The 16,787-nt window shown below is 70.7% G+C and carries 18 protein-coding genes and 1 other RNA gene; 11 read left to right on the top strand and 8 right to left on the bottom strand.

What is annotated here, in order from left to right; genetic code table 11:
* Positions 1-53: 53 nt before the first annotated feature.
* A complete protein-coding gene (locus OIE40_RS01905; protein WP_264699395.1) occupies positions 54-1,589 on the bottom strand; it encodes an aminopeptidase P family protein in 1,536 nt (511 codons plus the stop codon).
* Between the two features lie 3 nt (positions 1,590-1,592).
* Positions 1,593-2,156, bottom strand: a complete 564-nt coding sequence (locus OIE40_RS01910; RefSeq protein ID WP_264699397.1) for a histidine phosphatase family protein — start codon at positions 2,154-2,156, stop codon at positions 1,593-1,595.
* A gap of 94 nt (positions 2,157-2,250) precedes the next feature.
* Between OIE40_RS01910 and OIE40_RS01915 the strand changes: the two genes are divergently transcribed.
* Together OIE40_RS01915 and OIE40_RS01920 are read left to right on the top strand one after the other, a co-directional pair.
* Complete coding sequence (locus OIE40_RS01915; protein WP_264699399.1) at positions 2,251-2,994, top strand: zinc ribbon domain-containing protein; 744 nt, start codon at positions 2,251-2,253, stop codon at positions 2,992-2,994.
* Positions 2,995-3,193: 199 nt separating this feature from the next.
* Positions 3,194-4,927, top strand: coding sequence for a phospholipase D-like domain-containing protein (locus OIE40_RS01920; RefSeq protein WP_264699401.1), 1,734 nt, complete (start codon positions 3,194-3,196; stop codon positions 4,925-4,927).
* Positions 4,928-5,162: 235 nt separating this feature from the next.
* Here the strand turns inward: OIE40_RS01920 and OIE40_RS01925 are convergent, their stop codons facing one another.
* The gene (locus tag OIE40_RS01925; RefSeq protein ID WP_264699403.1) at positions 5,163-5,474 is read right to left on the bottom strand and encodes a hypothetical protein; all 312 of its coding nucleotides are present in this window, start codon (positions 5,472-5,474) and stop codon (positions 5,163-5,165) included.
* An 89-nt stretch (positions 5,475-5,563) separates the two neighbouring features.
* Between OIE40_RS01925 and OIE40_RS01930 the strand changes: the two genes are divergently transcribed.
* Positions 5,564-7,354 carry an alpha/beta hydrolase gene (locus OIE40_RS01930; RefSeq protein ID WP_264699405.1) on the top strand — a complete coding sequence of 597 codons (1,791 nt, stop codon included), beginning with the start codon at positions 5,564-5,566 and terminating at the stop codon, positions 7,352-7,354.
* 51 nt (positions 7,355-7,405) lie between these two features.
* On the top strand, positions 7,406-8,836 hold the full coding sequence (locus tag OIE40_RS01935) for an RNB domain-containing ribonuclease (protein ID WP_264699407.1): 1,431 nt from the start codon (positions 7,406-7,408) through the stop codon (positions 8,834-8,836).
* A gap of 69 nt (positions 8,837-8,905) precedes the next feature.
* Here the strand turns inward: OIE40_RS01935 and OIE40_RS01940 are convergent, their stop codons facing one another.
* Positions 8,906-9,511: a calcium-binding protein gene (locus tag OIE40_RS01940; protein WP_264699409.1), complete on the bottom strand. Its 606-nt coding sequence runs from the start codon at positions 9,509-9,511 to the stop codon at positions 8,906-8,908.
* Positions 9,512-9,612: 101 nt separating this feature from the next.
* Positions 9,613-10,293 (bottom strand): winged helix-turn-helix transcriptional regulator, encoded by a 681-nt coding sequence (locus OIE40_RS01945; RefSeq protein ID WP_264699410.1) that lies wholly within the window; start codon positions 10,291-10,293, stop codon positions 9,613-9,615.
* Positions 10,294-10,358: 65 nt separating this feature from the next.
* Here OIE40_RS01945 and OIE40_RS01950 point away from each other — a divergent pair, with 65 nt between their 5' ends.
* Positions 10,359-11,135, top strand: a complete 777-nt coding sequence (locus OIE40_RS01950; protein WP_264699412.1) for a VOC family protein — start codon at positions 10,359-10,361, stop codon at positions 11,133-11,135.
* Positions 11,136-11,180: 45 nt separating this feature from the next.
* Positions 11,181-11,572, top strand: an RNA gene (gene rnpB / locus OIE40_RS01955) — RNase P RNA component class A.
* A 94-nt stretch (positions 11,573-11,666) separates the two neighbouring features.
* On the opposite strand, the gene OIE40_RS01960 is transcribed toward rnpB, so the two are convergent.
* Positions 11,667-12,596: a TetR/AcrR family transcriptional regulator gene (locus tag OIE40_RS01960; protein WP_264699413.1), complete on the bottom strand. Its 930-nt coding sequence runs from the start codon at positions 12,594-12,596 to the stop codon at positions 11,667-11,669.
* A gap of 213 nt (positions 12,597-12,809) precedes the next feature.
* Between OIE40_RS01960 and OIE40_RS01965 the strand changes: the two genes are divergently transcribed.
* Positions 12,810-13,013, top strand: coding sequence for a type II toxin -antitoxin system TacA 1-like antitoxin (locus OIE40_RS01965; RefSeq protein WP_264699414.1), 204 nt, complete (start codon positions 12,810-12,812; stop codon positions 13,011-13,013).
* A complete protein-coding gene (locus tag OIE40_RS01970; protein ID WP_264699415.1) occupies positions 13,010-13,372 on the top strand; it encodes a type II toxin-antitoxin system death-on-curing family toxin in 363 nt (120 codons plus the stop codon). Before OIE40_RS01965 ends, OIE40_RS01970 begins: the two co-directional genes overlap by 4 nt.
* 14 nt (positions 13,373-13,386) lie before the next feature.
* Here the strand turns inward: OIE40_RS01970 and OIE40_RS01975 are convergent, their stop codons facing one another.
* Positions 13,387-13,779, bottom strand: a complete 393-nt coding sequence (locus tag OIE40_RS01975) for a type II toxin-antitoxin system VapC family toxin (protein ID WP_264699416.1) — start codon at positions 13,777-13,779, stop codon at positions 13,387-13,389.
* A complete protein-coding gene (locus tag OIE40_RS16890; RefSeq protein ID WP_319805188.1) occupies positions 13,776-14,003 on the bottom strand; it encodes a FitA-like ribbon-helix-helix domain-containing protein in 228 nt (75 codons plus the stop codon). The genes OIE40_RS01975 and OIE40_RS16890 overlap by 4 nt, the downstream gene beginning before the upstream one ends.
* A 166-nt stretch (positions 14,004-14,169) precedes the next feature.
* On the opposite strand from OIE40_RS16890, the gene OIE40_RS16895 reads away from it, so the two are divergent.
* The 3 genes from OIE40_RS16895 (at position 14,170) to OIE40_RS01995 (ending at position 16,728) form a co-directional block, all read left to right on the top strand.
* Entirely contained in the window at positions 14,170-14,403 is a 234-nt protein-coding gene (locus OIE40_RS16895; RefSeq protein WP_319805189.1) for a ribbon-helix-helix domain-containing protein, read from the top strand.
* Position 14,404: 1 nt separating this feature from the next.
* Complete coding sequence (locus tag OIE40_RS01990; protein WP_264699418.1) at positions 14,405-14,722, top strand: type II toxin-antitoxin system PemK/MazF family toxin; 318 nt, start codon at positions 14,405-14,407, stop codon at positions 14,720-14,722.
* A 206-nt stretch (positions 14,723-14,928) separates the two neighbouring features.
* Positions 14,929-16,728, top strand: a complete 1,800-nt coding sequence (locus OIE40_RS01995) for a C1 family peptidase (RefSeq protein ID WP_264699420.1) — start codon at positions 14,929-14,931, stop codon at positions 16,726-16,728.
* Positions 16,729-16,787: the final 59 nt, after the last annotated feature.

Raw genomic sequence — 16,787 nt, forward strand, 5'->3', positions numbered from 1 at the left:
CCTGGAATCGGCCCGGACGCGACGTCCGGACCGCACCCGATCGTAGGCCGGGTTCAGCCGTTGTCGAGGATGCGGGCCATCCAGGCTTCGACGTCGTCGGCGCTGCGGGGCAGCCGCGCCGATAGCACCTCGCAGCCGTCCTGCGTGATCAGCACGTCGTCCTCGATCCGGACGCCGATGCCGCGCAACTCCTCGGGCACCAGCAGGTCGGTGGACCTGAAGTACAGCCCGGGTTCGACGGTGATCACCATGCCGGGGGCCAGGGTGCCCTCGCGGTAGTGCGAGTTGCGGGCCTGGGCGCAGTCGTGCACGTCGATGCCGAGGTGGTGCGAGGTGCCGTGCACCATCCAGCGCCGGTGGTGACCGCCGTTGTCTGGGTCGAGTGTCTGCTCGACGCTCACCGGCAGCAGCCCCCACTCGTGCAGGTGTTCGGCGATCACGCGGATCGCGGCGTCGTGCACGTCGGAGAAGGTCGCACCCGGCCGGGCGGCGGCGATGCCGGCGGTCTGGGCGGCCAGCACGGCGTCGTAGACCCGGCGCTGCGCCGGTGAGAACGTCCCCGTCACCGGCAGGGTGCGGGTGATGTCGGCGGTGTAGAGGCTGTCGCGTTCGACGCCGGCGTCCAGCAGCAGCAGGTCGCCGGGGCGCAGATCGCCGTCGTTGTCGATCCAGTGCAGGGTGTTGGCGTGGTCGCCGGCGGCGGCGATCGTGTCGTAGCCGACCGCGTTGCCGGCGTGCCGGGCGTACAGCCCGAACACGCCCTCGACCCAGCGTTCGCCGCGGCCCCGCCGGACGGCCTCGGGCAGCGAGGCGACCACGGCCTCGAAACCGTCGGCAGTGGCGTCGCAGGCGGCCCGCATCTCGTCGGCCTCGAAGGCGTCCTTGACCAGGCGCAGCTCGCTGAGCGCCACGGCCAGTTGTTCGTCGGCGTCGGCGTCGGAGCTGGCGCCGATGCTCGCGCGTTGTGCGGTCAGCGACGCGGTCAACTCGGCGTCCGCGTCGGCGACGACCAGCACCCTGGTGGCACCGGCGTTCTTGGACAGGGCGTCCGGCAACTGGCTGAGCGGTGCGCAGGCGAGACCGGTCAGCGCCTCCATCTCGGGCAGGGACTCGCGCTGGCCCACCCACATCTCGCCGTAGCGGGCGTCGGCGTAGAACTCGGGGTCGGTGCGCGGGGCCCGGGGCTTGAAGTACAACGTCGCGTCGTGGCCCTGGTCGGTGGGTTCGAGGACGAGCACCGCGCCCGGTTCGCGGTCGGTGCCCAGCCCGGTCAGGTGCGCGAACGCGGAATGCGGGCGGTAGCGGTAGTCGGTGTCGTTGGAGCGCACCTTCAACTCACCGGCCGGGATGACCAGCCGGTCGCCGGGGAACTGGGCGCTGATCGCCTGTCGGCGGGCCGCGGTGAAACAGGTCGCCGGCAGCGGCTGGGGCGGTTGGTCGGAGTAGGGCGCCCACCCGGTCGGGATGAACTCCTTGAACGGTTCCGAGAAGCGGGTCTGCCGATTGGGCAGCTGCTGGTCCTCACCGCTCTCCGGTGGCGCGATGGAGGTCGGGTCGGGGGTGGACGCCGGGGTCGTCTGGTCGGTCATGGCTCAGCTGTTCCACCGCAGCATCGCCCAGGACTCCTTCTCGCGGCCCAGGATGGAGATGCTCGCCACCTCGACGGGGAAGGCCTGGCCGAAGATCAGCGGGAAGTCCATCCAGCACAGGGCCAGCACTCGCGAGGCGTGTCCGTGGCCGAAGCAGATCGCCTTGTCGACGCCCGAGGCGCGGACCCGGTGCACGACCCGGGTGAGTCGTTCGCGGACCTGGTCGGCGGTCTCTCCGTTGGGGACGCCGTTGAACCACAGCCGCCAGCCCGGGTGGTGGTTGGTGCGGATGTCCTCCGACGTCTTGCCCTCGTAGTCGCCGTAGTTCCATTCCTGCAGGTCGTCGGTGACCTCGGGCTCGGTGAAGCCGGCCAGTTCTGCCGTGCGGCGCGCCCGCAGCCGGGGACTCGCCAGCACCAGCCCGAACTCGCTCGGGTCGAGACGGGTGCGCAGCGCCCTGGCCTGCTCCTCGCCCTGCTCGGTCAGGTCGAGGTCGGTGTAGGAGGTGTGCTGGCCGGACTTGCTCCATTCGGTCTGGCCGTGACGGACGAGGTACAGCAGAGTCATGGGTTCATCTAACCCCCTCCGGGCCGGGTGCGCAGCCCGGTCGGCGTCCGGGGCGACCCGCTAGAGTCGGAGGCCACAACTCCAGGAGGTCGGAATGCAGGCTGCTGCCACCGCTCAATCGAAGCTGCTGGACGTGCAGTCGGTCGACACCGCGATCGCGCAACTGGAGCACCGCCGCCGGTCGCTGCCCGAGTTGGCCCTGATCGCCGAGAAGCAGCAGGAGCGGCGCCGGCAGGGTGAGGAGCTGATCGCCGCCAACACCGCCGTCAGCGACCTGGAACTCGAACTCGACAAGGCAGAGTCCGACCTCGAGCCGGTGCGGCAGCGGCTCGAGCGCGACCAGCAGCGGGTGGACTCCGGCAGCGTCACCGACCCCAAGCAGCTCAACGCGCTGCTGGACGAGATCGCCCACCTGAAGCGCCGGATCAGCGACCTCGAGGACGTCCAGCTCGAGGTGATGGAACGGCACGAGCAGGCCACCGCCGTGCGGGACGGGATCACCGCCGCCCGGGCCGCGGGTGAGGGCGAGCTGCGGGCCCTGCTGGCGGCGCGTGACGAGCAGTTGGGCGAACTGGACGCCGAACTGGCCCAGCACCGCGGCGTCCGTGAGGCGGCGGCGGCGCAACTTCCCGCCGAGCTGCTGGACCTTTACGATCGGATCCGCGCCAGGAGCGGCGGCATCGGGGCGGCGGCGCTGGTGCGCCGGCGCTGCTCGGGCTGCCAACTGGAGGCCAACTCGTCCGATCTGGCCCGCTACCGGGCGGCGGCGGCCGACGAGGTGCTGCGCTGCGAGGAGTGCAACCGCATCCTGGTCAGGACGGCGGACTCCGGCCTGTAGGCCGGGCCGGTACCAGTCGCCCGGGGCCGCTCCGCCGCGGCGTCCGTTCTCAGCAACGCCGACCACTGGCAGGAACCGTGGCTACTTTCGTGTTGTGACGCGAAAGTAGTCACCGTTCCCGAGAACACTGGGCGTTGCAGAGAACCACCCACCCCCGGCGACCAGGTATCAACCAGCCGCCGCGGCATTACCTTGAGACATGCGGTTCCGGTCACGCTCGGTTCGGGGCATCCGGGCCTACGCCGTCTGCGGCGTGAACACCGTCTCGTTCGCGTTCACCGCGACAGACTTCGCCCGCAAGGGCCTGCTGGGCTTCTGCGTCGAACGCGCCGCCGAGGGCGGGCCCTTTCTGTGGTTGCGCGGCTTCAAGGTGTTCCGCTCGCTGGTGCCCGACCCGAAGCCCGAGGACGACGTGTCCACCTACACCCACCCGATCCAGGCGCTGGTCTGGGACGACTTCACGCTGCGCCCCGGCACCACCTACACCTATCGCTTCCACCCGATGCGCGGGACGCCGGCCAAACCTCGCCGGAACCTGCCGATCGTGATCACCGTGCGCAGCGAACCGCTGCTCGGCGGCGTCCACGACGTCATGTTCAACCGCGGGGTCGCCTCCAGCCAGGCGTACATGCGGCAGTTCGCCGGCAAGCCGCCGGACGAGCAGCCCACCCCGGAGCGACGCCAGGCCGCCCTCGACTGGCTGAGCCGCGACCTGGACGAGGTGCTGCTCGGGGTGATCGGTGCCGCCGGACCCGGTGACGCCCTGCACGGCGCGTTCTACGAGTTCACCTACGCTCCCGTCCTGGACGCCCTCGTCGCGGCCGCCGGACGCGGTGCCGAGGTCAGGCTGGTCGTCGATTTCAAGGATGTCGGCGGCGGTCCCCGTGCCGCCAGCGTCGCCGCGATCGCTGCGGCGGGCTTCCCCGAGGGAACCATCATTCCCCGCGAGGCTCGGGTCTCCGCGATCGCCCACAACAAGTTCCTGGTGGTCAGCCGGGAGGGTCTGCCCACCGCTGTGTGGACGGGCTCCACCAACCTGACGATGGGCGGGGTGCACGGCCAGTCCAACGTCGGTCACCTGGTCAACGACGCCGCCGTGGCCGCCAGGTACCACGAGTACTGGGCCCTGTTGGCCACCGATCCCGGCGGACGCCGCGAGGACGCCGCCGCGGCGAAGCGGGCCGCCAACGCCGCCTACCTGGCCGCCGTCACCGCACTCAGCCCGGCGCCGGCCGACCGGGCCGGGGTGGCGTCCGGGACGACGCCGGTCTTCAGCCCGCGCACCGACCTGGGCGCGCTCGAGCTGTACGCCAGGCTGATCGGCGCCGACGCGACGTCACTGGTGTGCGCCACCTTCGCCTTCGGCATCGCCCAGCAGATCCAGGACGCCGCCGCGGCCGGCACCCCCGACGGACCGCTGCGGTTCTTCCTGCTGGAGGCGCGCGGGACGGCGACGGTGCGGCTGGACGCCAGCCGGAACGTCTACCAGGCCTGGGGCTCGGAACTGAACCACCCGCTCGGCCGCTGGGTGGCCGAGACGACCACCCGTGAGCTCGGCCTGAACCGGCACGTGGCCTACATCCACGACAAGTTCCTGCTCTGCGACCCGCTCGGGCCCGACCCCGTCGTCGTCACCGGCTCGGCCAACTTCTCCCGCGCCTCGACGCTCGACAACGACGAGAACATGATCATCGTCCGCGGCGACCGGCGCGTGGCCGACATCTACTTCACCGAGTTCAACCGCCTGTTCTTCCACTACTACTTCCGCTCGGTGGTGTCCCGGGTGACGTCGGGCGACGACGCCCCGGCGTCCGACCAGCACGCGATGAACCTGGTCGAGGACGACACCTGGACGGCCAAGTACGCGCCGGGCACGCTGCGCGCGAAGCGGGTGGCGAAACTGGCCGAGATGGCGGGCCCGGAGCAGGGCTGAGCGGGCGTGTTGAACCACTTTGTGGTTGATTGGGGAGCGCTTGCAGGCCTCGCCCGTCGCTGAGAACCGCTTTATGGTTGATATCAATACCCACCGGGGGTATCCATATCCACCACAAAACGGTTCCAGTGCTCAGGGGTGCCGATCAACGTGCTGATATCAACCACAAAGTGGTTCGAGGCCGAGCTGTCGTAACAGCCCGGCTTCGGGGTGCGCCGGATTGGCGGGCGCAGGCTCAGCGCCCGGCGTCCGACACCAGGTGCGCGGTGCCGGCGGTGACCGCGGTGACGGCCAGCACCGAGGGCCAGGCGCCGATCTTCTTCGCCAGCGGGTGCGAGGCCCCGAACGCCGTCACGTACAGCGCCGCCAGTCCAAGCGCGCCCGGCCAGCTGTGCCGGGCCAGCCAGGTGCGCCCGGCCCAGGCGCCGGCGAGCCCCAGCAGCACGCCGCCCAGCGGTCGCACGCCGGTCTCGCGGGCGGTCAGCCACCCGCCGATCAGGCCGACGGTGGTGACGGCGGCGGTGTTCACGTCCCTGGCAGCTTTCATGCCCCCAGCCTAGGGGCCCCGGTCGGGCCCAGCGGGGCGCCGCGGGCGGCGCGTACTAGGGTGAGCGCAGGTGGAGTCAGGGGGTCTGGATGGGCGCCTTCTCGGGTGTCGGGCTGGTGCTGGGCCTGGTCATGTTCCTGATCTCGTTCGCTCCGAGCCTGCTGCCGCGGCAGTGGCTGTGGCAGGGCCTGGTGGGCGGCTTCAGCGCCGCGGTGGGCTACCTGATCGGCACCGTGGCCGAACTGACCGCGGACGCCCTGTTGCGGCTGGTGGGCCTGGAGGTCCAAGTCCACTGGAGGCCGCCGGGCGGCTTCCTCATCCTGGGTGCTCTCGGCATCGCGCTGCTCATGCTGGCCTGGTGGTGGTCGGTCCGCGAGCACCGGGTCACGGCTCGCCTGGTCGACATGCCGCAGCGCCCGATGTGGCACGACATCGCCGCCACTGTGGTGGCCCTGGTCGTGTTGGCCGTCCTGATGGGGCTGATCGCGCTGGTGCTGCTGCTGGCCACCTGGATCAGCCGCGGCCTCGACCTGTTCCTGCCCTCGCTGCTGTCGGCGCTCGCCGCCATCGTGGTGGCGTTCCTGGTCGTCCGGATGGTGAACCGGATGGTCGTCCACCGGGCGCTGGCCCGGGTGTCGCGCCAGGCCGACCGGCTCAACCGGCGGCGTCCGCAGGGCCTGACCGCCCCCGAGTTGCCGACCCGTAGCGGTTCGCCCGACTCGGCCCAGCAGTGGGACGCTCTCGGCCGGCGCGGCCAGATCTTCACCGCCTGCGGCCCGCTGGCGGCCGACATCGCGGCCGTCACCGGTGCACCCGCGGTCGAGCCGATCCGCGTCTACACCGCGCTCGGAGACGTGCCGGCCCGGCCCGACGCCCACGACAACGCCGTCGAGGAAGCGGTCGAGACCGCGATGGCGGAGGTACGCCGCACCGGAGCGCTGCAGCGGGGCACCCTCGTCGTCGACACCCCGGCAGGCCGCGGCTGGGTGGACGAGTTCTCGGTGCAGGCGGTCGAGTACCTGACCGGCGGCGACTGCGCCACGATCTCGGTCCAGTATTCGAAGCTGGCCAGCGCCTTCGTCTTCATCGCCGACCGGGAAACCCCGCGGAACTGCGCCCGGGCCCTGCTCCGCGCGCTCGAGGAGGCCATCGCCGAGCTGCCCGCCGACCGGCGTCCGCGGGTGTACGCCAGCGGCGAGTCGCTGGGCTCCTACGGGGGCCACGGGGCCTTCATCGACGCCGCGGACATGCTGGCCCGGCTGGACGGCGCCGTCTGGGTCGGGACGCCTGGCTTCACCCAGATCCACCGCGACCTGACCCGGTCCCGGATGCGCGGCTCGCCCGAGATCACCCCGGTGATCGACAACGGCCGGCACTTCCGCTTCGTCACCAAGCCCACCGAGCTGGTTGCGGACGCCTACGGCCGGGCGCTGGGCCCGTGGGAGAGCCCGCGGATCGTCTACGCCCAGCATGCGTCGGACCCGATGTGCCGGTTCACCGGCGACCTCGCCTGGCGCGAGCCCGACTGGATGCGCGAACGGGCCGGCAGCGACGTCAACCCGTCGCTGCGCTGGTGGCCGCTGGTCACCTGGTTCCAGACCTGCACCGACATGCTGACCAGCCTGGACACCCCGGCCGGACACGGGCACATCTACGAGGACGAACTGGTGCCGCTGTGGGCGGCGGTGCTGCGGCGCACCGACGCCCCGCTCACCGCGATCGTCGAGGCGATCAAGGTTTCGGTCTCCCGGTTGCGCCGGCCGAACCGGCTGGCCGGCGGCGGGTCGTCGGGCTCGACCACGGCGTCCGGCCTCGATCCTGGGCCGCAACTGCGCGGCGCCGAACCGGCCGGCTCGGGCTACGACGTGCTCGCCGGCTGACAACGGCCCCCACACCACTAGGGTGAACGCGAACCTGAACGGAGGTCACCGATGCCCAGCCGTCTCGTCGCCTTCCTCGAGGAGGTGCCCGCCCCGCTGCGTGAGGGGCTCGCCCAGCTCCGCTCCGAACTCGGCGTGCCCGACGGTTTCGACCCCGAGGTGATCGAGGCCGCCCAGCGGGCCGCCGACGGCGTCCGGCTGCCCGACGCCGACCTCACCGGGGTGCCGTTCGTCACCATCGATCCCGAGGGTTCGATGGACCTCGACCAGGCCCTGCACATCGAACCCGAGGGCGAAGGCTTCCTGGTGCGCTACGCGATCGCCGACGTCGCTGCGTTCGTCGAGCCCGGCGGCGTGATCGACGACGAGTGCCACCAGCGCGTCGAGACGCTGTACGCACCGAGCCGGCGAACCCCGCTGCATCCCGAGATGCTCAGCGAGAACGCCGCCAGCCTGCTGCCCGACCAGCTGCGCCCGGCCCTGGTCTGGGAGTTGCACCTTGACGCTGCGGGCGCCCCCACCCGCACGTCGGTGGCGAGGGCCAGGGTGCGCAGCCGCCGCCGCTACTCCTACGCCGAAGTGCAGCAACTGCTCGACTCGGGGCAGGCCGACGAGGTGCTGCAGCTGCTCGAGAGGGTGGGCCGGCTGCGCGAGCGGGCAGAGGTCGAGCGCGGCGGCGTCAGCCTCAACGTGCCCGAGCAGGAGGTGAGCGTCGAGGGCGGCACCTGGACGTTGCAGTTCCGCAGCAGCCTGCCGTGCGAGGGCTGGAACGCGCAGATCTCGCTGCTGACCGGCATGGAGGCCGCGCGGATGATGCTGGCGGGCCGGGTGGGCATCCTGCGTACCCTTCCACCCGCCGAGGACCACGCCGTCAACCGATTGCGGCGCACCGCACAGGGTCTCGGCATCTCGTGGCCGCAGCGGCAGTCCTACCCCGACTTCGTCCGCGGTCTCGACCCGGGCGTCCCGCGCGAGGCGGCGATGCTGAACTCCTGTACCACGCTGTTCCGGGGCGCCGGTTACGACGCCTTCGACGGCACCGCGCCGCGGGGGATCGAGCACGCCGCCATCGCCGCGCCGTACGCGCACGTCACCGCGCCGCTACGCCGGCTCGCCGATCGCTACGCAGGGGAGATCTGCGTCGCGCTGTGTGCCGGCGAGCCGGTGCCGCAATGGGTGCTGGACGCCCTCGACGACCTGCCCAACGAGATGGAGGACTCCGCGCGCCGGTCGAGCCGCTACGAACGGGGCATCGTCGACCTGGTCGAGGCGATGGTGCTGGCGTCCCGGATCGGGCAGGAGTTCGCCGGGCTGCTCATCGACGTCGACCCCGACCGTAAGGCCGGACGCCTGCAGTTGCCCGAGCCGGCCGTGGAGGCCCGGGTGAAGGGCGCCCGGCTGCGGCTGGGCCAGGAGGTGCGGGCGATCCTGGTCGCCGCCGACCTGATCAGGGGAAAGGTGGATTTCCGCGTCTTCGGCTGAATGGGCGTCCGAGGTGTGGGGACATGCAACGACCCCGGAGGCGTCCATCTCCGGGGCCGTGCGGAACGCTCAGTCGCGACCGTAGCGGTCCTCCCAACGGTCCTCTTCGCGCTCGGTGGCGTAGCGCTGCTTCACGGTGTCGGTGCCCGAGCCGCCGTAGAGCCGGTCGCTGCCCGGGCCGCCCTCGATCAGGTCGTGGCCGGATTTGCCGAACAGGGCGTCGTTGCCGCCCTCACCCTCGATGTGGTCGTTGCCGGTGCTGCCGTTGATCCGGTCGGAGCCCGAGCCGCCCTCGAGTTCGTCGTGGCCCGAGCCGCCGTGGATGTAGTCGTCGCCGCTCTCGCCGTCGATCTCGTCGTGGCCGGAGCCGCCGAAGAGCCGGTCGTTGCCGGAACCGCCCTCGATCTCGTCGTCGCCGGAGTCGCCGCAGATGATGTCGTTGCCGCCCTTGCCGTCGATCTCGTCGTCACCGCCGAGGCCGACGATGACGTCGCGGCCGCTGGTGCCGTTGATCTCGTCGTCGCCGTTGGTGCCGACGATGGTGGCCCGGTGGCCGTCGCAGTAGTAGGTCGCCGCCTCGGCGGTGGTGGCGCCGAACGCACTCAGGCCGAGGCCCAGGCCGACGGCGACGGGCAGCACGGCCCAGCGGCCGAGTCGGGTGATGGTGGGGGACATGGTGACTCCTTGGCGTCATTGGCCGGGCGCTCTGCCCGCTTGCCGAGTACTCAACCAACGGCGAATGAAACGCCGGTGACGTCCCGATGAGGAACCCCTCATCAACCCCGTGCGGCGGGCACCGGTCCGAGTGGGGAGCGGAAGACCGCCAGGAAGTCGGCGACGGCGTCGACATCGCCGTGCACCTCGAGGAGCCCGGAGCGTTCGGCGTCCGCCGGGTCGAGGCCGTGCCACAACACCCGGGTCAGGACGGCGGGGGTGGTGACGATCCTGGCCGTGGGCGTCCGCTCGCCGCTCGCCGGGCCGGGGTCACGGCTCACGTCCAGGCGCTCATCGGTGATCACCACGGCGAACTCCTCACCGGACAGCTCGAGTACCACCCGCAGGTCGACCCCCGGGGCGCGCTCGGGGCGGAACACGGTGAGCAGAGCCACCGCGGTGGCGTCCGGGCTGAGGGCGGGCGGGTGCTCCGGCAGCGGCAGCCGGCTGCCGAACCTGCCCAGGGCCACCAGCACCGGCTGCAGCTCGCGGCCATGGTCGGTGAGCCGGTACACGCGCGGACGTCCCGGGCCGGTCAGCTGCGCACGCTCGGCGAGCCCGGCCGCCTCCAGGTCGCGCAGTCGCTGGGACAGCATGTCGGGGGCGACCCTGCGCAGTGCGTGTTGCAGGTCGGTGTAGCGCTTCGGGCCCAGCAGCAGCTCGCGGACGATCAGCAGCGTCCACCGGTCGCCGACGGTGTCGAGGGCCCGGGCGATCCCGCAAGAGTCGTCATAGCTGCGCACACCAGCATTGTACAATCCAAGCAATTACTTGGAAAAACCTAGCTTAGAGTCCTAGAGTGCCGGGCATGAGCGAACGCGACGGATACCCCCACGGCGTGCCCTGCTGGGTCACCTGCCTCTCCCCGGACGTCGAGACGTCCATGGCCTTCTACGGGCGGCTCTTCGGTTGGTCCTTCGATTCCAGTTCCGGGGGGTACGCGGTGGCGCTGCTGCGCGGGCGCGAGGTGGCCGGCATCGGGCCGATCGAGCAGGCCGGCGAGGACGCCACCGCCGCCTGGATCACCGAGGTCCGGGTCGACGACGCCGACCGAGCCGCGCAGGCGGCGGTCGAATCCGGCGGCCGGGTGCTGGACGGGCCGATGGATCTGTCGCCGGCGTCCATTCTCGTGGTGCTCGCCGACCCCGCCGGGGCGGTGCTGTGCGCGTCGCAGGACGCCGGCCGCAGCGGCGCGCAACTCGTCAACGAGCCCGGCGCCTGGTCGATGAGCAGCCTCACCGTGCCCGACCTGGCCGCGGTCGAGGGCTTCTACCAGGGGGTGTTCGGCTGGCAGCGGCAGCAGAGCGGGCCGGCGTGCCTGTGGCGGCTGCCCGGCTACGTCGGCGGCGAGCCGATGCAGCCGGTGTCCCGCGACGTGATCGCGGTGGGCGGCGAAGGTGCCGAGGGGCCCGGCTGGGGCATCGACTTCTGGACCGGCGACGTGGACGCTGCGGCCGACGCGGCGTCCGACGCCGGCGGTGCGGTGCTCGAGGAGCCCGCAGACGTGCCGGGCCTGCCGTTCCGCTCGGCGCGGCTGGCAGACCCGTTCGGGGCGTCGTTCACGGTGAGCCAGCTGATGCTCTGAGCCCGCGATTCCGCGCGCCGAGCCGAGGCCGTAGGCTGGTCGGGACGAGTCGGCCGGGTGATCGCGGCAGCAATGCCGAGGAAAGTCCGGACTCCACAGGGCAGGGTGGTGGGTAACACCCACCCGGGGTGACCCGCGGGAAAGTGCCACAGAGAACAGACCGCCGCCGGCGACGGCGGTAAGGGTGAAACGGCGGTGTAAGAGACCACCAGCACCCCGGGTGACCGGGGTGGCTAGGCAAACCCCACCCGGAGCAAGACCAAGAAGGGTGTCGTGCCTTCGGGCCAGGCATCCGCGGACGCCGTCCGAGCGCTGCCCGCGCGAGGCGTCCGGGTAGGTCGCACGCCCTCGGGCGAAGGCGGTTGGCAACAGCCGTCGCAGATGGATGATCACCGGCCCTCGGGCCACAGAATCCGGCTTACAGGCCGGCTCGTCACTCAATGCGGCTCTGACTAGGGGGAATGCCGGAGGTATGGTTCGGAGTCGGCAGGGAGTCCGTGGAACCGAGGGCTACCCTCGCACATCGGGGCCCTAGAGGCATCGGGCCCAGCGAACGGTGGCGATGAGTTGGCCTTCGAGCCATGCTTCGTAGTCGTCGGGCGTCCACGCGTGCACTCGGGTCAGTTGCGCGTATGTCTGGTACATGGTCAGCGCGTCGATCGTTGCGGTTGTCCGCGGGACATCGATCCGACGGTCGAGGTCGTCGGCGAGTGCGTGGACGAATGCCTTGATTCCGGCTTGGCGGCGGTCCTCGGCGGGTTGGATCTCGGATCTGAGGGAGGGATCGGTCCGGGCGGCGTCCTGGTTGACCTGCACGATGTCGCCGGCCAGTTCCCAACGCCGTCGGATCGAGTGCGCGAACCGGCTCAGGCGGTCCTCGGGAGTGGGTGCGTGCATGGCCTCGAGCCGGGCGGAATCGGCCTCGGGAAGGTCGACAACTATCCAGTGAAGCTCGGTGAGGATGGCCTGCTTGCTTCCGAATACGGCATAGCCCGTCTGGATCGCCACTTCTGCCTCGACGGCAATCGACTTCAGCGTGGTGGCGGCGTAGCCGTCGCGAAAGAAGAGGCCTCGAGCGGCGTCAAGGATGCGGGAGCGGGTCAGGGCTGCCTGTTGCTGCCGGAGCGCCGAGCGGTCCGCCGGATCGTTGAGGAGGGCATCGGTGCCGGCGACGAGTCGGTGTTGGACAGCCTTCGTGGCCCCTGACGTGCTCGAGCACCAACGCGGCAACAACGCTGGGCTCCAGGGGGCGAAGGGTGTTGCCAGGGTGCTGCATCGCTGGATGAGCGACTTCTCGTTGACCGTCGAGGATCTGGTCGTCTCCGGCGACACCATCCGGACGCGGAACCGGCACGCGGCGTCAACACCGGTTCTGTCATGGGCCTCGCACCCACCGATCGGCCGGTCGAGGTCGACGTCTTCGATGTGGGGCGCTTCGACAACGATCTCATGGTCGAACACTGGGGTGCGCCGACCAGATGGGACTGCTCATGCAGGTCGGCTTCGATCCCCGCAGCCCCGTTGGCCGTACCGCGTGAGCCCGCAACGATGGCGAAGCCCCGGCCAGATCCGCGCCAGTCCGGTTTACCCGCCGCACTGCGCTCAGCTCTCCAGCAATATCAACCACGCCGCCAGCGGCAAGGGCGTGCGATACCGGACTGGTATCATTCAGCCATGGCGATGACCTTGCGATTGACGCCCGAGGACGAGCAGGCGCTCACCCGGTTGGCTGAGGCTGAGGGTGTGAGCAAGCAGGAGGCGACTGTGCGGGCGATCCATGAGGCGGCATCCCGACGGGTGCGTCGGGACCAGGTCACCGCGCTTTCGGCGGCGGCCCGGGACCGGTACGCCGACCTGCTCGACCGACTCGGCAAGTGATCGAGTACCTCAGTTTGGAGGATGTGCTCGCCCTGATCGGCGACCTGCAGGTCGGCCCGATCCGGGACATCGGGTTGCTCGACTCGGCAGTGCACCGGCCGCAGGTCAGCGTGTTCGGTGCCGATGCTTACCCCGACATCGACGACAAGGCCGCGGTCCTGCTGGAATCCCTGGTCCGCAACCACGCCCTTGTTGATGGCAACAAGCGGATCGGCTGGCTGGCGACCGTCGTCTTCTACGGAGTCAACGGCATCACCCTCGAAGCGCCCGACGACGACGCCTACGACCTAGTCATTGCGATCGCCAGCAGCACCACCGCCCACCAGCAGGCGGCCGCTCTCCTTACCCATTGGCACTAGCTGACAGCGGCAGATCAGTGCGTTCGCGGCACGAGGCGGATTTCGGCGCTGTGGCCGCGGGTCGCGAGTTTTGCATCGCAGGTGACCAAGGGCACCCTGAGGGCTTCGGCGAGGGCGAGGTAGCTGGCATCGTAGGCGGTGAACTGGTGACGCAGTTGCCAAATTCGCCCGGCCAGCGGTTCGGCCTCGTGCCTGGTGATGGTGAACGCGAAGAAGTCATGCCGGGCGCGCACCGCGTCGACCTGATCGAACTTGTCGCCCAGGACGAGTTCACGCAGCACCGACAACACCTCGACATCCAACAGGTGCGGTGCATCGATGTCGCCGGCCAGCGCGGCAAGCAAGTCGTCATCGGCGTCGCGCCCCACGAGCGCCTCAACCATGGCCGAGGCGTCGACGACTATCACCGGCGGCCGGCCTCGACCGCGGCCACGATCTCGTTGGTGCTCGGCCCCGTCGAACGGTCCCTGGCCCGCAATCGCGCCGCGACCTCCTCATTCGTCGGCCGGGCGGCGATCCTGGCCAACTCTGCCCCGACATAGGCCGACAACGACTTGCCCTGCGCAGCGGCACGCTCTTTGAGAGTCTGCGCCACCGACTCGGGCACCTCACGGATGTACAGGGTCGTCATACACCGATGCTAGCACTCTGCAAGCGAGGTCCGACGTGCTGCACGCGCGCCGTCCGCGGCGATTGAGGGCGGTCGTGCTAGGGAGGCCGAAGCCGAAGGCTACCCTCGCACACCGCAGCATGACAGTGAATCCCATATCGGGATGCACGGCTGGTACCGTTGTGTCATGAGCACCCAGATTGCAGTCCGACTACCTGACGAGATGGTGGCTTTCCTCGACCACGCCGTGGCCCAAGGCAAGGCCGCCAGCCGCGCACAGCTGGTCAGTGCCGCACTGGAGCGTGAGATGCGACGCCAGGCCGCCGAGGCCGACGCTGTGACCCTTCTCCAGCATGGTGCCGCCGATGATCTGGACCCACTGGTGAAGTGGACGGTCGGCCACCTCGACATCTCCGGCTAGCGTGCGCGAGATCTGCCTGGCCCGGTTGGACAAGAACCGTCCAGTGGTCGTACTGACCCGTGAGGCTGCCCGTGCCGCCATGACGAAGGTGACCGTCGCCCCGATCACCTCGACCATCAAGGGTCTCAATAGCGAAGTCCCAGTCGGGCCGGACAACGGTCTCGAACAGCTGAGCGTGATCTCCCTTGACAACGTTGTGACCATCCCCGCCAACCTGCTCGGACGAACCATCGGCTTCCTGACCTCCGACCAGGAAATGCTGCTAGCCAAGGCCATCGTCCTCGCCTACAACCTCGACATCGCCCTCCTCGACACCTGACGCCTCCGCCCCGCTCGCGGCATAGGAAGTTGTAGCCGTCCGGGGCTGGCGCTGGGAACGTCCTCCTGATGCGCTGTAGGGCCACGTCCCCGGTGGCGTTCGGCTGCTCCGTGCTGCGGTCTTCGCCGTTCCGACGCCGTCGGCACCCACGAGGTGGCATTCCTGCTCCCTTGCCAGCCGTGTCCCACGCCGAGGATCGTGTGCGCATGGCAGCTGACCTGACCCGGCTACGCGAGGCCGAACGCGGCTCGGAACTCACCTGGGCACCCGGCATCACAGTCCACGACGGACTGTCCGACCTGGCCGCGCGTGCCCGGCTCGGCGCCCGCCCGCCGGGTGGCACCGACGCGCTGCTGCAGCGCGAGGCCGTCGCCGCGGCGCGGCTTGGCGCCGGCGGCGGCCACCTGCGGACGGCGTCCGCGGTGAGCGTGCCTGCCAGGTTCGACTGGCGCACGGCGTCCGGGGGCGACTACGTCTCGGCGGTCCGCGACCAAGCGGGGTGCGGGTCGTGCGTGGCGTTCGGCTCGGTCGCGGTGCTGGAGACGATGGTTCGGCTCGCTGCGGCGTCGCCCGGCCTGGACGTCGACCTGTCGGAGGCGTTCGTGTTCTTCTGCCTCGGTCCGGACGCCGGCGCGGGTGCCTGCCCCGACGGGGGCTGGTGGCCGCAGGAGGCGCTGTCGGCGATGAAGGCCACAGGCGTCGTCGACGAGGCCAACTACCGCTACACCGACGCCGACCAGTCCTGCCGTCGCGGCAGCGACTGGAGTTCGCGACTGACCCGATTCGCCGGCGTGACCCGCAAGACCTCTCCGACCTCGATGAAGAAACACCTCGCCACGGTGGGGCCGCTGGTCGCCTGCTTCACGGTCTACGAGGACTTCTTCTACTACTACACCGGCGGCATCTGGCGGTACCGCAGGTCGACCGCCGGCGACATCGTCGGCGGGCACTGCGTGATGATCGTGGGCTACGACGACGCCAAGACGTGCTGGATCGCGAAGAACAGCTGGGGCACGGGTTGGGGCGAGAGCGGCTACTTCCGGATCGGCTACGGCAGCGCCGGCATCGACGCCGAGATGTGGGGCATCACCGGCGCGGTGTCGTCGCCGCTGATCCGGACGACGTTGCGCCTCGTCGGGGCGGGAGCCGGCCAGGTCTGGCACACCCGGCGGACCGGGGCGCCGGCCTGGCGGCAGCCTCCCGAACGGCTGGACGCCGGGCGTCCGGGCGACCCCGGTGACGTCACCACCGTGACGGCCGCCGCGAGCATCAACAGGCTGCACGTGCTCGGTCTGGTCGAAGGCCAGCCCTGGTACACCCGGCAGCGCGAAGGGGCCGGCTGGGCGGTGTGGACGCAACCCACCTCGACTCGCCCCGCCGGGGTGACCGGTTGGACGGACCTGTGCGCCACCGCCGTCGGTGACGTTGTGCACGTTGTCGGGCTGGCCGGCGGTGGGCTGTGGCACACGTTGCGCTCCGCCGACGGCGCCTGGCAGGGCACCTGGAAGCGGGTCAGCCCGGCGACCGGAGGCCCGGGGCCCGTCGACACGGTCAGCTGCGTGGCGGTGGGGAGCCGGGTGACGGTGACCTGCCTGGTGGCCGGTCAGGTGTGGCTGTGCAGCCGCAACGCCGACGGCGGCTGGACCAAGCTCAAGCCGATCACGGCGTCCGGTGCGCCCGCCGTGCTGAGCGCGCTGAGCAGCGCCTGCGTCGACGGCCGGCTCGAACTGGTCGCACTGGCGTCCGGACGCCCCTGGCAGGTGCGGCGCGAGCTCGACAAGAGCTGGGGTTCCTGGCTGGAGCTCGGCTCGGCCGCGGCCTTGCCGGCCGGCTTCGAGGCGATCGCCTGCGCCGACGTTGGGTCGACGCTGCACGTGGTGGCGCTCGCGGGCGGTGTGCCCTGGTACACCAGCCGCGACTCCGCAGGCGCGTGGCGGACGTCGTTCGCCGACCTCAGCGGCAAGCTGCCCGGCGTCCCGCCCCTCGACCGGATCGACCTCGCCTGACCGTGCGGCAGGGGACCGTGGGGACGGTTCTGCCGGTCCAATGTGGACGGTGGGGACGG

Source organism: Micropruina sonneratiae (genome assembly GCF_025972045.1).
Taxonomy (GTDB): Bacteria; Actinomycetota; Actinomycetes; order Propionibacteriales; family Propionibacteriaceae; genus Micropruina; species Micropruina sonneratiae.

Coding starts and splice junctions, on each gene's coding strand:
- OIE40_RS01905 (WP_264699395.1), bottom strand. CDS start 1,589: ATGACCGACCAGACGACCCCGGCGTCCACCCCCGACCCGACCTCCATC.
- OIE40_RS01910 (WP_264699397.1), bottom strand. CDS start 2,156: ATGACTCTGCTGTACCTCGTCCGTCACGGCCAGACCGAATGGAGCAAG.
- OIE40_RS01915 (WP_264699399.1), top strand. CDS start 2,251: ATGCAGGCTGCTGCCACCGCTCAATCGAAGCTGCTGGACGTGCAGTCG.
- OIE40_RS01920 (WP_264699401.1), top strand. CDS start 3,194: ATGCGGTTCCGGTCACGCTCGGTTCGGGGCATCCGGGCCTACGCCGTC.
- OIE40_RS01925 (WP_264699403.1), bottom strand. CDS start 5,474: ATGAAAGCTGCCAGGGACGTGAACACCGCCGCCGTCACCACCGTCGGC.
- OIE40_RS01930 (WP_264699405.1), top strand. CDS start 5,564: ATGGGCGCCTTCTCGGGTGTCGGGCTGGTGCTGGGCCTGGTCATGTTC.
- OIE40_RS01935 (WP_264699407.1), top strand. CDS start 7,406: ATGCCCAGCCGTCTCGTCGCCTTCCTCGAGGAGGTGCCCGCCCCGCTG.
- OIE40_RS01940 (WP_264699409.1), bottom strand. CDS start 9,511: ATGTCCCCCACCATCACCCGACTCGGCCGCTGGGCCGTGCTGCCCGTC.
- OIE40_RS01950 (WP_264699412.1), top strand. CDS start 10,359: ATGAGCGAACGCGACGGATACCCCCACGGCGTGCCCTGCTGGGTCACC.
- OIE40_RS01965 (WP_264699414.1), top strand. CDS start 12,810: ATGGCGATGACCTTGCGATTGACGCCCGAGGACGAGCAGGCGCTCACC.
- OIE40_RS16890 (WP_319805188.1), bottom strand. CDS start 14,003: ATGACGACCCTGTACATCCGTGAGGTGCCCGAGTCGGTGGCGCAGACT.
- OIE40_RS16895 (WP_319805189.1), top strand. CDS start 14,170: ATGAGCACCCAGATTGCAGTCCGACTACCTGACGAGATGGTGGCTTTC.
- OIE40_RS01995 (WP_264699420.1), top strand. CDS start 14,929: ATGGCAGCTGACCTGACCCGGCTACGCGAGGCCGAACGCGGCTCGGAA.